The organism is Diaphorobacter sp. LR2014-1 (assembly GCF_002916785.1).
Lineage (GTDB): Bacteria > Pseudomonadota > Gammaproteobacteria > Burkholderiales > Burkholderiaceae_C > Diaphorobacter > Diaphorobacter nitroreducens.
The window spans coordinates 200,725-215,929 of the sequence record NZ_MTBE01000003.1; the positions used below are offsets into that span (position 1 = coordinate 200,725).

The 15,205-nt window shown below is 66.6% G+C and carries 17 protein-coding genes; 10 read left to right on the plus strand and 7 right to left on the minus strand.

What is annotated here, in order from left to right:
* Positions 1-107: 107 nt before the first annotated feature.
* The gene (locus BV908_RS04235) at positions 108-620 is read right to left on the minus strand and encodes a hypothetical protein (protein ID WP_015912652.1); all 513 of its coding nucleotides are present in this window, start codon (positions 618-620) and stop codon (positions 108-110) included.
* A gap of 23 nt (positions 621-643) precedes the next feature.
* The gene (locus tag BV908_RS04240) at positions 644-1,765 is read right to left on the minus strand and encodes a cupin domain-containing protein (protein WP_103737320.1); all 1,122 of its coding nucleotides are present in this window, start codon (positions 1,763-1,765) and stop codon (positions 644-646) included.
* A 53-nt stretch (positions 1,766-1,818) separates the two neighbouring features.
* Here BV908_RS04240 and BV908_RS04245 point away from each other — a divergent pair, with 53 nt between their 5' ends.
* A complete protein-coding gene (locus tag BV908_RS04245) occupies positions 1,819-2,343 on the plus strand; it encodes a peptidylprolyl isomerase (RefSeq protein WP_015912650.1) in 525 nt (174 codons plus the stop codon).
* A 97-nt stretch (positions 2,344-2,440) separates the two neighbouring features.
* Here the strand turns inward: BV908_RS04245 and BV908_RS04250 are convergent, their stop codons facing one another.
* The 3 genes from BV908_RS04250 to coaBC form a co-directional block, all read right to left on the minus strand.
* Positions 2,441-2,938: a glycine zipper 2TM domain-containing protein gene (locus BV908_RS04250; RefSeq protein WP_015912649.1), complete on the minus strand. Its 498-nt coding sequence runs from the start codon at positions 2,936-2,938 to the stop codon at positions 2,441-2,443.
* A gap of 165 nt (positions 2,939-3,103) precedes the next feature.
* Positions 3,104-3,550, minus strand: a complete 447-nt coding sequence (dut, locus tag BV908_RS04255; RefSeq protein WP_015912648.1) for a dUTP diphosphatase — start codon at positions 3,548-3,550, stop codon at positions 3,104-3,106.
* A gap of 97 nt (positions 3,551-3,647) precedes the next feature.
* A complete protein-coding gene (gene coaBC, locus BV908_RS04260; protein WP_103737321.1) occupies positions 3,648-4,868 on the minus strand; it encodes a bifunctional phosphopantothenoylcysteine decarboxylase/phosphopantothenate--cysteine ligase CoaBC in 1,221 nt (406 codons plus the stop codon).
* Positions 4,869-4,959: 91 nt separating this feature from the next.
* Here coaBC and BV908_RS04265 point away from each other — a divergent pair, with 91 nt between their 5' ends.
* From BV908_RS04265 to BV908_RS04290, 6 genes are all read left to right on the plus strand, one after another.
* The gene (locus tag BV908_RS04265; protein WP_103737322.1) at positions 4,960-6,618 is read left to right on the plus strand and encodes a CTP synthase; all 1,659 of its coding nucleotides are present in this window, start codon (positions 4,960-4,962) and stop codon (positions 6,616-6,618) included.
* A gap of 15 nt (positions 6,619-6,633) precedes the next feature.
* The gene (gene kdsA, locus BV908_RS04270; RefSeq protein WP_103737323.1) at positions 6,634-7,491 is read left to right on the plus strand and encodes a 3-deoxy-8-phosphooctulonate synthase; all 858 of its coding nucleotides are present in this window, start codon (positions 6,634-6,636) and stop codon (positions 7,489-7,491) included.
* A 4-nt stretch (positions 7,492-7,495) separates the two neighbouring features.
* The gene (locus BV908_RS04275) at positions 7,496-7,786 is read left to right on the plus strand and encodes a DUF1330 domain-containing protein (RefSeq protein WP_103737324.1); all 291 of its coding nucleotides are present in this window, start codon (positions 7,496-7,498) and stop codon (positions 7,784-7,786) included.
* An 83-nt stretch (positions 7,787-7,869) separates the two neighbouring features.
* The gene (gene eno, locus BV908_RS04280; RefSeq protein WP_015912643.1) at positions 7,870-9,156 is read left to right on the plus strand and encodes a phosphopyruvate hydratase; all 1,287 of its coding nucleotides are present in this window, start codon (positions 7,870-7,872) and stop codon (positions 9,154-9,156) included.
* Positions 9,157-9,182: 26 nt separating this feature from the next.
* Entirely contained in the window at positions 9,183-9,467 is a 285-nt protein-coding gene (locus tag BV908_RS04285) for a septum formation initiator family protein (protein ID WP_011804436.1), read from the plus strand.
* On the plus strand, positions 9,464-9,928 hold the full coding sequence (locus BV908_RS04290) for a hypothetical protein (RefSeq protein ID WP_103737325.1): 465 nt from the start codon (positions 9,464-9,466) through the stop codon (positions 9,926-9,928). Before BV908_RS04285 ends, BV908_RS04290 begins: the two co-directional genes overlap by 4 nt.
* Positions 9,929-10,020: 92 nt before the next feature.
* On the opposite strand, the gene BV908_RS04295 is transcribed toward BV908_RS04290, so the two are convergent.
* Together BV908_RS04295 and BV908_RS04300 are read right to left on the minus strand one after the other, a co-directional pair.
* A complete protein-coding gene (locus BV908_RS04295) occupies positions 10,021-11,007 on the minus strand; it encodes an Hsp33 family molecular chaperone HslO (protein WP_088887469.1) in 987 nt (328 codons plus the stop codon).
* A 32-nt stretch (positions 11,008-11,039) separates the two neighbouring features.
* Complete coding sequence (locus tag BV908_RS04300; RefSeq protein ID WP_011804433.1) at positions 11,040-11,564, minus strand: gamma carbonic anhydrase family protein; 525 nt, start codon at positions 11,562-11,564, stop codon at positions 11,040-11,042.
* A gap of 49 nt (positions 11,565-11,613) precedes the next feature.
* On the opposite strand from BV908_RS04300, the gene BV908_RS04305 reads away from it, so the two are divergent.
* The 3 genes from BV908_RS04305 (at position 11,614) to BV908_RS04315 (ending at position 15,185) form a co-directional block, all read left to right on the plus strand.
* Positions 11,614-12,420 (plus strand): ferritin-like domain-containing protein, encoded by an 807-nt coding sequence (locus BV908_RS04305; protein WP_103737326.1) that lies wholly within the window; start codon positions 11,614-11,616, stop codon positions 12,418-12,420.
* Between the two features lie 147 nt (positions 12,421-12,567).
* Entirely contained in the window at positions 12,568-13,839 is a 1,272-nt protein-coding gene (locus tag BV908_RS04310) for an HDOD domain-containing protein (protein WP_103737327.1), read from the plus strand.
* 50 nt (positions 13,840-13,889) lie between these two features.
* A complete protein-coding gene (locus BV908_RS04315; protein ID WP_088887471.1) occupies positions 13,890-15,185 on the plus strand; it encodes an HDOD domain-containing protein in 1,296 nt (431 codons plus the stop codon).
* Positions 15,186-15,205 lie beyond the last annotated feature (20 nt).

Consider the following 15,205-nt stretch of genomic DNA (forward strand, 5'->3'; position numbering starts at 1 on the left):
CGAAGCAAACGCCGGGGGGCAAAACCAGTTCGGAATTATAGAAAGATTTCGTCAATAGTAGATAACACGAATAACTGGCTACCCTTGTTACAAAGAGGGTGAATCCGTCACAGGCCAAGTACGGATGCAGGGAATCCAGGAGTGCTCTTGCGGTCTACCCACTCCTGCAGCGATTCGCGCAGGATGATGCGGCGCTCCGGCTCGGCGCCGGCGACGCCGTTGCACCGCACCGGGTCGTGCCGCTGCAGCGCCCACAGCGGCGACCACAGTGCACTGGGCACATCCTGCGGATCTGCGACGGACGCCTTGCGGCAGACAATGATGTGGTCCCAGCGCACGCGCCACTGCACAAAGCGCGCGTGCCGCCGCACGATTTCATCGAACCCCGCCGCCACCAGCACGAAGCGCCGCCCCGCCCGCGCCCAGTCCTGCAGGGAATCGGCCACGGAGCGCTCCCCCAACGGCCAATCGTGGAAGCTGGCGTCCGACAGGATGAGCTCGGGCCAACCTTCGCGCGCAGCGCATGCCAGGGCATCGCGCACCAGTTGCTGAAATGCCACCCGCCCTTCAAACCGGCCAGCGGGCAGCGATGACTGTGCGTGCGAGATGGCGTCTTCCATGGTTTGTCTCCGGCGGCGACACGTCAGGCCTGCGCGCCCGCATGGGCCCAGCCTGCCTCGCACCAGGCGGACAGCAGCTCCAATGCTTCATCGCTCGCCCGCGCGAGGTCCCGCGAGTCCAGGAGACGCTCGTCGGCCAAGCGACGCATCAGTACCGCATCGCGACCGGCCGCGCGATAGCTTTCGCCGTTGATGAACACATGCCTGTCGTCATACATCATGCGCGTGCGCCGGTCCAGCACCACGCTCTCCAGCATGCCCGCCGGAGACGGCTCGAACCACACGTTGGGCTTGGGTTCGGTCAGAGCCTCGCCCAGCGCGCACTCCAGCGCCTGAGGCTGCTGCAACGCGCGCTGCACCACCTTGCGTGCGAAGTCTTGCAACGCGGCCGGGATGGCTCCCGGGTTCGCAACAGCGGACTGCTGTGCGTCACGGTAGATGGCCCCCTCCTCGTCGGCCGCCGCCTCCGCCATGCGCTGCAGCACCTCATGCGCCAACTGGGCACCATTGGGCGAGCGAAAGCCGATGGAATAGGTCATGCATTCCCCCTCGGCAATGCCATCGTGGGCCCAGCCCGGGGGCAGGTAGAGCATGTCGCCGGGCTCGAGCACATGCTCTTCTTCGGGCTCGAAAGCCGCCAGGATCTTCAGCGGCAAGCCGGGGCGCAGCGTCTTGTCCTTTTGCCGGCCAATGCGCCAGCGCCGCCGCCCATGGGCCTGCAGCAGGAAGACGTCGTAGTTGTCGAAATGCGGCCCCACGCCTCCGCCGTCGGTGGCGTAGCTGATCATCAGGTCATCAAGCCGCGCCTCGGGCACGAAACGGAACTGCTGTAGCAGCGCGTGCACGGCATCGTTGTGCAGATCCACGCCTTGCACCAGCGCGGTCCAGCGCGGCGTGGCCAGGGACGGCAGGGAGCGGCGTGCCAACGGCCCGTGGCGCAGCACCCATTGGCCGGCCTTGTCCTGGATGAAGCGCGACTCCACACCGTCCTGCCCCGCCAGCTCCAGCAGTTCGGCGCGGCTCAGCAGCGGCTTGAAGCCGGGGATGGCCTGGCGCACCAGCAGCGGCTTCTTGTGCCAGTGGCGGCGCATGAACTGCGCCGGGCTCAGGCCCCCGAGCAGGGCCAGCGGTTGTTGAACGTCCATGGAATCGAAATGGCCGCGCGCGCGGCAGGGCAGTGAACTGCGACAATTCTCCTATGGAAATTACCGAACAATGTGTGGTCGCCTTGACCTGGGTCCTGAAAGACACGCTGGGCGAGGAACTGGATGTGCTCGACGATCCCGTGGAATTCCTCGTGGGGGGCGACGACCTGCTGGGCCGCATCGACCAGGCCCTGCAGGGCCATGGCGTCGGCGCCGAACTCTCGCTGCACCTGGAGCCCGAGGAAGCTTTTGGGGACTACCAGGACAAGCTGCTCTTCCTGGAGCCCCGCCAACTGTTTCCCGCGGATATCGAAGAAGGCATGACGTTCGAGGGAACGGCTTTGCCCCAAGGCGTCAACCCCGATGCACCGCGCGACGCGCTGTACACCGTGGCGCAGATCTACCCTGAGCACGTGGTGCTGGACGGCAACCATCCGCTGGCAGGCATCGCACTGCGGCTGCAGCTCAAGGTGCACGCGGTGCGCGAAGCCACGGAGGAAGAAATCGGCCGTGGCACAGCGGGCACGGGGTTCTTCCGCATTCAGCCGCAGGCGCCGGGCAGCGACCTGATCCACTGAACCACGCACCTTTCGACACACAGCAGCCCCAAAAAAACGGGCTCCCCTCGGGAGCCCGTTGTGTGTGCGCGGCGCCGCCATCGGCGCGTCAATCGTCTTACATGCGTGATATCTGTCCGCCATACAGCCGCACGCGGTCTCCGGTGCGCAAATCGCCTGGCGACGGCACTTCGTACACCCGCTGGCCGCCCCGGTCCAGGTTCACCGTGATGCGATAGGCCTCGTAATCGCCGGTGTTATTGCGGCCTTCGATGGCGTTGCCCGCCACCGCGCCACCCACGGCCCCGATGGCAGTGGCCGCCGTGCGGCCGGAGCCCGAGCCAATTTGATTGCCCAGCACGCCGCCCACGACGGCACCCAGGATCGCGCCAGCGCCGGACGTGCGGTTGCGCGCCTGCAGTCCCTCGATGTAGGCCACGGTGCCGTACTCGGTACCTTGCTGGTTGGGGTAGGTGGTGTATCCCGGCGCCGGTTGGCTGGTGTAGCCGGGCGTCGGATGGTAGTCAGAATAGCGCGGCTGTTCGGCGCAGGCGACCAGTGCGCCAGCCACCAGCGCGGAGCCGGCCAAGGCGATGAAGCGGGAATGAGGACGCATGGAAATCTCCTTGGTTCAACAATGCAAGCATGGCTACATGAAAGCGGCCACCCATTGGGAGATTGAAGCACCACAGCATCCTGCACACTGCCGGCCACGCCCGGCGGGCCTCGTAGTGAAGTGCGCACCCGCCATGTAGGCAGGGGCCGACAGCGGCGCTGGCGCTCAGTGCTTGCCCGTGGAGCCGTAGCCGCCCTCACCGCGCTCGCTGGCCGGAAACTCCTGCACCACGTTGAACTGGGCTTGCACCACCGGCACGATGACCAACTGCGCCAGGCGCTCCATGGGTTGCAGGGTGAAGGCCTGGGGGCTGCGGTTCCACGCGCTGACCATGAGTTGCCCCTGGTAGTCGCTGTCGATCAGGCCCACCAGGTTGCCCAGCACGATGCCGTGCTTGTGACCCAGCCCCGAGCGCGGCAGGATCAGCGCGGCATAGCCCGGGTCCTGAAGGTAGATGGCGATGCCCGTGGGCACCAATTGCCAGGCGTTGGGCTCCAGCGTGAGCGGCGCATCCAGGCACGCGCGCAGGTCCAGCCCCGCGCTGCCGGGCGTGGCATACGTTGGCAATTGATCCGCCATGCGGGGGTCGAGAATCTTGACGTCGATTTTCATGGGAGCAGAGGTTCAAAGGAATGGTCGAGCGGCGTCACGCCGGCAGCACCGCGAGCCGAGCCCGCGATCATCGCCCAACCGGTGCACCCCTACCCGCTCAAACGGCGGCAAGGCGCCGCGCGATCTCCGCCACGAGCTGATGGCCCAGCGCCTCCTTGGAAGCACGGGGCAGTTCACGATGGCCCTGCGCGTCCACCAGCAGCAGCGCATTGTCGTCCTGCCCGAACGTGGCCGGGCCGATATTGCCCACCAGCAACGGCACGTCCTTGCGCTCGCGCTTGGCGCTGGCATGCTCCAGCAGGTTCTCGCTCTCGGCGGCAAACCCCACACAGTACAGACGGCCAGCGCGCGCGCGCTCGGTGCGCGCCACCGTGGCCAGGATGTCGGGGTTCTCCACAAACTCCAGCGCCGGCACGTCGCCCGTGCCGTCCTTCTTGATCTTGTGCAGCGCAGCAGTGGCGGGACGCCAGTCCGCCACCGCGGCCGTAGCTATGAAAATAGTAGCTTCTCGCGCTTGCTCCTCAACGATTGCAAGCATGTTTTGTGCTGAACGCACGTCGATGCGCCGCACGCCCCGCGGGGTGGGCAGATGCACCGGCCCGGCGACCAATGTGACCTGTGCGCCAGCGGCACGCGCCGCGCGGGCAATCGCAAAGCCCATCTTGCCGCTGGACAGGTTGGTGATGCCGCGCACCGGGTCAATGGCCTCGAAGGTGGGGCCAGCGGTAATCAGCACGTGCTGGCCCGTAAGCAACTGGGGGGTGAAGAAGGCCTCCAGTTCCTCCAGAATCTCCGCGGCCTCCAGCATGCGGCCGTCGCCCGTCTCGCCACAGGCCTGGTCACCAAAGCCCACGCCCAGCACCGTCGCGCCGTCGCGCGCCACCTGGGCCAGGTTGCGCTGAGTGGCCGGGTGGCCCCACATCTCGCGGTTCATGGCGGGGGCCAGCAGCAACGGCACCCGATCCCGGGGCCGTGCCAGACACAGCAGGCTCAATAACTCGTCGGCCCGCCCCTGCACCAGCCGCGCGATGAAGTCCGCGCTGCACGGCGCAATGAGGATCGCGTCCGCCTCGCGGCTCAGGTTGATATGGGGCATGTTGTTCGCCTCGCGCGCGTCCCACTGCGAGGTGTAGACGCTGCGTCCCGACAGCGCCTGCATGGTCACGGGCGTGATGAACTGCGCAGCCGCCTCGGTCATGACCACCTGCACCGTGGCGCCGGCCTTCACCAGCAGCCGGCACAGTTCCGCCGATTTGTAGCAGGCCACGCCGCCGCTCAAGCCCAGGACAATGTGTTTGCCAGCCAACTGTTCGTTCATGGGGGCGCAATTTAGCAGAGGGCATGGCCCCTGCCACTGCATCCCTGCAGTGGGCTGATTACAATCCCAATTTCCCACCACCATCAAAGACATGACCAAATTCGTCTTCGTCACCGGCGGTGTGGTGTCTTCCCTGGGCAAGGGAATCGCCTCAGCCTCCCTTGCCGCGATCCTCGAATCGCGGGGTCTCAAAGTCACCCTCATCAAGCTCGACCCGTACATCAACGTGGACCCGGGCACCATGTCGCCCTTCCAGCATGGTGAGGTCTTCGTGACCGACGACGGCGCCGAAACCGACCTGGACCTCGGCCACTACGAGCGCTTCATCGAAACGCGCATGAAGCAGGCCAACAACTTCACCACCGGCCGCATCTACCAGTCCGTGCTGGAGAAGGAGCGCCGCGGCGACTACCTTGGCAAAACCGTGCAGGTGATCCCGCACGTGACCAATGAAATCCAGGAGTTCATCAAGCGCGGCGCCGGCATCGGCACGCCAGACGCCGTGGACGTGGCCATCTGCGAGGTGGGCGGCACGGTGGGCGACATCGAGTCGCTGCCCTTCCTGGAGGCGGTGCGCCAGCTCTCGCTGAAGCTGGGCCCGAACAATTCGGCCTTCGTGCACCTGACCTACCTGCCGTGGATCGCCGCGGCCGGCGAACTCAAGACCAAGCCCACGCAGCACACCGTGCAGAAGTTGCGCGAGATCGGCATCCAGCCCGACGCACTGCTGTGCCGCGCGCTGCACGCCGTGCCCGAGGAAGAGAAAGAGAAGATCTCCCTTTTCACCAACGTGGCCGAATGGGGCGTGATCTCCATGTGGGACGTGGACACCATCTACAAGGTGCCGCGCATGCTGCACGAGCAGGGCCTGGACGGCCTGATCTGCGACAAGCTGCGCCTGAACACACCGCCCGCCAACCTCAAACGCTGGGACGACCTGGTGTATGAGACCGAGCACCCGCGCGGCGAGGTGCAGATCGCCATGGTGGGCAAGTACGTGGAACTGTCGGACGCCTACAAGTCCGTCAACGAAGCGCTCAAGCATGCAGGCATGCAAAGCCATGTGCGCGTGAAGATCACCCACCTGGATTCCGAGACCATCACCGACGACAGCGCCGCGCAACAGCTGGCGCAGTACGACGCGATCCTGGTGCCCGGCGGCTTCGGCAGCCGCGGTGTGGAGGGCAAGATCTCCACCGCCCGCTATGCCCGCGAGCACAAGGTGCCCTACCTGGGCATCTGTCTGGGCATGCAGGTGGCCACCATCGAATATGCGCGCCATGTGGCGGGCCTGGCGGGCGCCAACTCCACCGAGTTCGACGCACACTGCAAGCACCCCGTGATCGCCCTCATCACCGAGTGGAAGGACGAGGACGGCACCATCAAGACGCGCGATGCCAACTCCGACCTGGGCGGCACCATGCGCCTGGGCGCGCAGTCCTCCGACGTGCAGCCGGGCACGCTGGCCCACAGCATCTACGGCGACGTGGTGACCGAGCGCCACCGCCACCGCTACGAGGCCAACGTGCAGTACCTGGACAAGCTGCGCACCGCCGGCTTGGTGATCTCGGCGCTCACGCAACGTGAGCACCTGACCGAGATCGTCGAGCTGCCCAAGAGCGTTCACCCCTGGTATATCGGCGTGCAGTTCCACCCCGAGTTCAAGTCCACGCCCTGGAGCGGCCACCCGCTGTTCAACGCCTTCATCAAGGCGGCCGTGGAACACCAGAAGCCAGCGGCGAAAGCCTGATTGGAAGGAAAGCCCATGCAGCTGTGCGGATTCAACGTCGGCCTTCAACATCGCTTCTTCCTGATCGCAGGCACCTGCTCCATTGAAGGCCTGGAGATGTCGCTCGACGTGGCCGGCCAACTCAAGGAGGCCTGCGCGCCGCTGGGCATCCCGCTGATCTACAAGGGCTCGTTCGACAAGGCCAACCGCTCGTCCGGCACCAGCAAGCGCGGTGTCGGCCTGGATGCCGGTTTGAAGATCCTGGACGAAGTGCGCCGCCAGCTGCAGTTGCCCATCCTGACCGATGTGCACGACACCTCGCACGTGGCCGAAGTGGCCAGCGTGGTCGACGTGCTGCAGACCCCGGCCTTCCTGTGCCGCCAGACGGATTTCATCCGTGCCGTGGCGCAAAGCGGCAAGCCGGTGAACATCAAGAAGGGCCAGTTCCTTGCACCCTGGGACATGAAGAACGTCATCGACAAGGCCCGCGCCGCCGCGCGCGAGGTGGGCCTGTCGGAAGACCGCTTCCTGGCCTGCGAGCGCGGCGTGAGCTTTGGCTACAACAACCTCGTGGCCGACATGACCAGCCTGGCCGAGATGCGCAATTCCGGCGCGCCCGTGGTGTTCGACGTAACCCACTCGGTACAGAAGCCCGGCGGCCTGGGCGCCGTGAGCGGCGGCGCGCGCGACATGGTGCCCGTGCTGGCCCGTGCCGGCGTGGCCGTCGGCGTGGCGGGCCTGTTCATGGAAACGCACCCCAAGCCCGCCGAGGCCTGGTCGGACGGCCCCAACGCCGTGCCGCTCAAGCACATGCGCGCGTTGCTTGAAACGCTGGTGGCGCTCGACGACGTGACCAAGAAGAACGGTTTTCTCGAAAACAACTTTGGAGCCTGACACCATGCCCAGCGGCTACATCATCGCCAACGTCCGCGTGACCAACCCCGCGCAGTACGAGGAATACAAGAAGTGGTCCACCGCCGCCTTCGCGGCGCACAACGCCGAGATCTGCGTGCGTGGCGGCCAGGTGGAGGTGATGGAGGGCGACTGGCAGCCCGAGCGTGTGGTGATCGCCAAGTTCCCCAGCTTCGAGGCGGCCAAGGCGTTCTACCATTCGCCCGAATACGGCAAGGCCCGTGCGGCGCGCGAGGGCGCAGCCATCATGCGGCTGGTGTGCGTCGAAGGCCTTTGATGCTACCCATTTGATAGCTGCCAGCGCTTGATGGAAAAGCGCTAGCGGCCAATTTGATTAAAAACTTCCGCAAAAGGAAACCCATGAGTGCCATCGTTGACATCGTAGGCCGCGAAGTGCTGGACAGCCGCGGCAATCCCACCGTCGAATGCGACGTGCTGCTGGAATCGGGCGTGATGGGCCGCGCGGCCGTGCCCTCGGGCGCGTCCACCGGCTCGCGCGAAGCCATCGAGCTGCGCGACGGCGACAAGGCCCGCTACCTGGGCAAGGGCGTGCTTAAGGCCGTGGAGCACATCAACACCGAGATCAGCGAGGCCGTACTGGGCCTGGACGCCTCCGAGCAGGCCTTCCTGGACAAGACCCTGATCGACCTGGACGGCACCGACAACAAGAGCCGCCTGGGCGCCAACGCCATGCTGGCCGTCTCCATGGCCGTGGCCCGCGCCGCCGCCGAAGAGTCCGGCCTGCCCCTGTACCGCTACCTCGGCGGCATGGGCGGCATGCAGCTGCCCGTGCCGATGATGAACGTCATCAACGGCGGCGCGCACGCCAACAACAGCCTGGACCTGCAGGAGTTCATGATCATCCCCGTGGGCGCACCGAGCTTCCGCGAGGCCGTGCGCTGGGGCGCCGAGGTGTTCCACGCGCTCAAGAAGATCATCCACGACAAGGGCATGAGCACCGCCGTGGGCGACGAAGGCGGTTTTGCGCCTTCCGTGGAAAACCACGAAGCCGCCATCCAGCTGATCCTGCAGGCGATTGAGGCCGCCGGCTACACCGCGGGCGAGCAGATCGCCCTGGGCCTGGACTGCGCCGCCAGCGAGTTCTACAAGGACGGCCAGTACGTGCTGGAAGGCGAAGGCGGCCTGCGCCTGACCGCCCAGCAGTGGACCGACATGCTCGCCACCTGGTGCGACAAGTACCCCATCATCTCCATCGAAGACGGCATGGCCGAAGGCGACTGGGACGGCTGGAAGACCCTGACCGAGCGCCTGGGCCAGAACGTGCAGCTGGTGGGTGACGACCTGTTCGTGACCAACACCAAGATCCTGAAGGAAGGCATCGACAAGCGCATCGCCAACTCGATCCTCATCAAGATCAACCAGATCGGCACGTTGACCGAGACCTTCGCCGCCATCGAGATGGCCAAGCGCGCCGGCTACACCGCCGTGATCAGCCACCGCTCGGGCGAGACCGAGGACTCGACGATCGCCGACATCGCCGTGGGCACCAACGCCGGCCAGATCAAGACCGGCTCGCTCTCGCGCTCCGACCGCATCGCCAAGTACAACCAGCTGCTGCGCATCGAAGAAGACCTGGGCGACATCGCCTTCTATCCCGGCCGCGCCGCGTTCTACAACCTGCGCTAAGCCCACCCGCGCCGCTGCGCCCCGCCATGGGCACACGCATCGTTCCGCTCGCCCTGCTGCTGCTCCTCGTGGGGATCCACGCGCAGCTGTGGACCGGGCGCGGCAGTGTCGGCCATGTAGAGGACATGCGCCGGCAGATCGCCGCCCAGCAGGCGGCGAATGCGCAGGCGCGCCAGGCCAATGAGCGCCTGGCCGCCGAAGTGCAGGACCTGAAGGACGGCCTGGAGATGGTCGAGGAAAAGGCGCGCAGCGAACTGGGCATGGTCAAGCCCGGCGAGATCTACGTGCACGTCACCCCGGCCCGCAAGTGAGCCCCTCGCCCGGCCCCGTGCCCGGCGCTGCGGCGGTGCGCATCGCCATCCTGGGCGCGCACGCGCCCGCCTGCACCGCCTTGCGCGACGGCATCGCACAGCACTGTCCCGCGCTCGCAGTCACGGTGGCCGGCCCCGATCTGCCAGCCCTGCCGGCGGACCTCACGCTGCTGTGCGCACTGGACCTTCCCGATGCACACGAGCTGCAACTGCGCGGCGCGCTGGCCCAGGCCGGCACGGCCTACCAGGTGCTGTACGGGCCGCCAGCGGCGCAACTTCGCAATGCACTAAACGCTATTGATTTAATAGCTACTCGCGCTTTCCCATCAAGCGCAGAAGTCGAATTGAAACCTGAACCCAGCCGTCCTCGGCTGCGCGCTTGGGGTTGCGAAGAATGCGTGGAGCCCCAGTGCGAGCACCGGCTGTTCACCGCGCTGCGCGGCCTGGGTGCGGGGGCGTGAGGCGGACGCTTCACGCTCGTTGAAGCGCGACCGCCTGCAGCGCCACGGCGCGCAGGCTGGCTCGCGAAAGCCGCCCAGAGCGGCCGCCTGGATCACTGCATGCGCGACGGCGCGGGCGGCTGCTTGTGCGGATCGGTGAACAGCTGCGCAGCATCCACCGGGTCGAAGTGGTACTGCTGGCCGCAGTATTCGCAGCCCACCTCGATGTTGCCACGCTCCTCCAGGATGCTCTCGACCTCTTCCGTGCCCAGGCTGCGCAGCATGTTGCCCACACGCTCGCGGCTGCAGGAACACGCGAAGCGCGGGCCGCTATCGCCCTGCTGAGGCGCGAAGCGCAGCAGTTTTTCCTCCCAGAACAAGCGGCGCAGGATGGTGTCCACGTCCAGCGTGAGCAGCTCCTCTCGCGTGAGGCTGCTCGCCAGCGTAGCGATACGGTTGTAGTCCTCGTTGCGGCCGATCTGGTCCTCGTCCTCGCGCCCATGGCCGCCGGCCAGGTTGGCCTCGCCCTTCAGGGGCATGCGCTGGATCAGCACGCCCGCGGCCACCTGGTCGTTGGCAGCCAGCACCAGGGTGGTATCGAGCTGCTCGGACTGCAGCATGTAGTGCTGCAGCACGTCGCTGAGCTTGTGCAGCTTTTCCTGGTGGTCGCCATACAGCGGCACCACACCCTGGTAGGGCTGCTGGCCGGGCAGACGGTCCTTGGGGTCCAGCGTGATGGCGCAGCGCCCGCCGCCGCCCACGTTCACCATGTCCGGCAGGCCCGCGTTCGCGGGCAGTTCGCCCGACACCGACGCGGTGGCGCGCAGGCTCAGGTCGGACTGCACCTCGGCCACGGCCAGCTTGACCGGGCCGTCACCAAAGACCTGCAGCACCAGCGCGCCGTTGAACTTGATGTTCGACTGCATCAGCACGCCGGCGGCGGCCATCTCACCCAGCAGCTCGCTCACGGGCGCGGGGTATGGCCCCGTTTCGGTGTTGGCCGCGCGGCGGCGCAGCAGCTCTGTCCAGGCGTCGGTCAGGCGCACGATCATGCCGCGCACGGGCAGGCCATCAAACAAAAACTTGTGCAGTTCGGACACGCAGTATTTCCATTCAATCAACGGCCGGGCTATTACCCCAGCTTGCGCAGACCCGCCTTGAAGCGGCGCGCGTTTTCCATGTAATGCCGCGCACTCTGGCGCAGCCCTTCGATCTGCTCGGGCGTGAGCTGGCGCACCACCTTGGCCGGACTGCCCAGGATCATCGATCCGTCGGGAAACTCCTTGCCCTCGGTGACCAGCGAGCCGGCGCCCACCAGGCAGTTGCGGCCTATCTTCGCGCCGTTGAGCACGATGGCGCCAATGCCGATCAGTGATTCATCCCCGACGGTGCAGCCATGCAGCATGACCTGGTGGCCCACGGTGACGCGCTCACCGATCACCAGCGGCTGGCCGATGTCGGCGTGCAGCACGCTCGCGTCCTGCACGTTGGTGCCCGCGCCGATGGTGATGCGCGCCGTGTCGCCACGCACCACGGTGCCGAACCACACGCTGGCGTCCTCGCCCAGCACCACGTCGCCCATCACCTGGCCACTGTCGGCCACCCAGGCCGATGCGGCCACCTGCGGCGCCACGCCGTCGAGTTCATAGATCGCCATCGCTTGTCTGTCTCCGTTGTTTGTGTAGGGGGAACCTAGAATTGTAGGGATGGAGCTTCGCCAACGTGCCCTGGAGGTCTTGCGCCTCTGCGACCCTGAAGAAAAATCGGCCGCAGCGCTGGATATGTATGCGCAAGCAGCTCGCATTTCAATAGCGACAGAAACGCGTCTCACCGCCCCGCCCGCCGACACCCTGCCCGGCCGCCCCGCGCGGCCGCAGCTGCTGCACCACACCGCCGTGGCACGCCGCTCGCCCGCCACGCCCGAGGGGCGCGCGGTGCTGATCCACGCCATCGCCCATATCGAGTTCAACGCCATCAACCTCGCGCTGGACGCCATCTGGCGCTTTGCCGGCATGCCCGAGACGTTCTACCGCGACTGGCTGCGCGTGGCGGCCGAGGAGGCGAAGCATTTTTTCCTGCTGCGTGACCACCTGCGCCGGCAACTGCACCATGACTATGGCGACTTTCCCGCGCACCAGGGCCTGTGGAGCATGTGCGAGAAGACGGCCGACGACATCGTGGCGCGCATGGCCCTGGTGCCGCGCACCCTGGAGGCGCGCGGACTGGACGCCACGCCGCTGATCCAGCACAAGCTGCGCCAGGTCGGTACACCGGACGCGCTGGCCGCCGTGGCGATCCTGGACACCATCCTGCGCGAGGAAGTGGGCCACGTGGCCATCGGCAACCACTGGTACGGCTGGCTGTGCACGCGCGCCGGACTGGACCCCGTGGCGCACTACGCCGCGCTGGTCCAGCGTTACGAAGCCCCCCGCCCGAAGCCGCCGCTGAACGAGGCGGCACGCCGCGCAGCCGGTTTCAGCGAGGCGGAGATGCGCTGGCTGCAGCACGGCTGAATCGCCTCCAGCCGCACTGCCATCCCCCAGCCATCGGGGGTTCTTCCCTACAATGCCAGCAGCGATACGCCACGCCGCTGCCGCCAGCCCTCGCGCCTGCGGCGGGCATCCGCATCGCCCGGTATCCCGCACACGCCCAGGCATTCCATGACGAACCCCACACCTCCCGCTTCTCCCTCGGCGGCCGGCGCCTCCCAGGCTGGCAGCACCGGCTCCATGATCGCCCGGCAGGCCATCATGAACGGCCAACAGGCGGTCGTCGGCTACGAACTCTTCAACCGCTCGCGCTCCACCGTCGGCCACACGGCCGCCAGCGATGTGATCCTGGTCTTCACCGCGCTGTCGCATGCGGGCACCGAAGAGCTGGTGGGCAAGATGCTGATTTTCGTGAACTGCACCCACGAAAGCCTGACGGGCGGGCACCTGGAACTGGTGAACCCCGACAAGGTGGTGCTGGAGATCCCTCCGCTGGGCCACGTGGCCGCGGCCGAGGTGCATGCGCGGCTTCCCATCCTGCAGGCGCTGCGCAGCCGCGGCTTTCACCTCGCCTTCAACCACACGGTGCTGGAGTCCACCTACGCGCCCTGGCTGCCGCTGGCCGACTACATCAAACTCGACATGTCGGTGCTTGCGCGCGACCAGCTCGCGGTGCTGATCAACTACGCGGGGCGCCATTCCCAGGCCGAACTGATCGCGGAAAAGCTCGAAACCGCGCAACAGTACGACATGGTGTCGTCCATGGGCGTGGAAATGTTCCAGGGCTACTGGTTCTCGCGTCCCACGCTGGTGGAGGCCAAACTGCTCACCCCCGGCCAGGCGAGCATCGTGCAGCTGCTCAACCTGGTGCGCAGCCAGGCCAGTACCGACGAGATCGAAGAGGTCCTCAAAAAGGATGCTGGGCTGGCCTTCAACCTGATGCGCCTGATCAACTCCGCGGGGCTGGGCATGACGCGCGAGATCACCTCCTTTCGCCAGGCGGTGCTGCTGCTGGGACTCAAGAAGCTGTTCCGCTGGGCCGCCCTGCTGCTCACGGCGGTGCGCAGCGGCGGTACGCCCCCGGCCGTGGGACAGACGGCCGTGGTGCGCGGCCGCCTCATGGAACTGCTGGCCCAGGAATTTCTGCCCGCCGAAGAAGCCGACCAGGCGTTCGTGATCGGCATCTTCTCCATGCTGGACCAGATGCTCGGCATGCCGCTGGCCTCCGCCGTGGGGCTGCTCAACCTGCCCGAAGAGCTGTCCACTGCCCTGCTACAACGCAGCAACGTGTACGGCCAGCTGCTGACACTGGCCGAAGCCTGCGAGACCAGCGACGACCACACCTTCGACCAGATCGCCCAATCGCTCCACCTGACGAACCAGCAGATCAACTGGGCCCACTTGCAAGCCCTGGCCTGGGCGGACCAGATGGCGCCCGCCTGAGCCACTGCCGCGCCGACCTCCTAGAATCCAACGAACTTCCCACGCCATCCATGTCGAGCCTTCCAGACACCGCCGCACAGCTCCCCGCCGATTCCGCCCAGCCGTCACCCGAGGCCACCGAGGCGCAGAACCAGGTCGTCATCGCACGACAGGCCATCCTGGACGAACAGCGCACCGTCTTTGGCTACGAACTGTTCGACCGGTCCACCGCCGCGGACGCGCACACCGCCGCCAGCGATGCGGCGCTGCTGTTCAACGCGCTGTCGTATGCGGGCTCCGAGGCGCTGGTGGGCAAGAAAACCGTCTTCATCAATTGCACGCACGACAGCCTGGCCGGCGGACACCTGGAGCTGATCCACCCTGAAAAAGTGGTGCTGGAAGTACCCACACTCGGCGCCCAGGCCACGGCCGAGCAGATCGAGCAGTACATCCCCACGCTGCAAGCGGTGCGCACGCGCGGCTTTCGGCTGGCCTTCAGCCAGGACGTGCTGCGGCGCGCCTACAGCAGCTGGGTGCCTCTGGCCTCGTTCATCAAGCTGGACATGCAGGCCTTCAAGCCGGAGCTCGCCGAGCCGCTCGTGAAGTTCGCCCAAGCCCACTCGCAGGCCACCCTGGTGGCCGAGAAGGTAGAAACGGCCGAACAGTACCAGCGCATGGCTTCGCTGGGCGTGAAGCTGTTCCAGGGCTACTGGTTCGCACAGCCCTCGCTGGTCAAGGCGCAAACCATCCGTCCCTCGCAGGCGACCATCATCCAGCTCATCAACCTGGTGCGCCAGCAGGCCAGCACCGGAGAGATCGAGGAGCTGCTCAAGAAGGACCCCACGCTGTCCTTCAACCTGCTGCGTTTCATCAATTCCTCGGGCTTCGGCCTGTCGTGCGAGGTGACCTCGTTCCGTCACGCGGTGATGATCCTGGGCCTGAAGAAGCTGTTCCGCTGGGCGGCACTGTTGATGACCACCTCGCGCGCCAGCGGCTCGCCGCCCGCCGTGGGCCAGACGGCCGTGGTGCGCGGCCGCCTCATGGAACTGCTGGCCGCCGAGCTGCTGCCCCCCGAGGAATGCGACAACGCCTTCGTGGTGGGGGTCTTCTCACTGCTGGATGCGATGCTGGGCGTGCCGCTGGAGCGCGCCCTGGAAACGGTGGCCCTGCCCCAGCCGGTGCTTGACGCACTGCTGCACAACAAGGGCGTGTTCGCCCCCTTCCTGGAGCTCACCAAGGCCTGCGAAAGCGGTGACGACGAGGCTTTCGCGCGCACGGCCGAAGCGCTGCACCTGTCCAACCGCCAGGTCAACTGGGCCCACCTGCAGGCACTGGCCTGGGCCGAGAGCCTGACGGCCGACGAATAAACCCGATGCCCCCTGTGCGC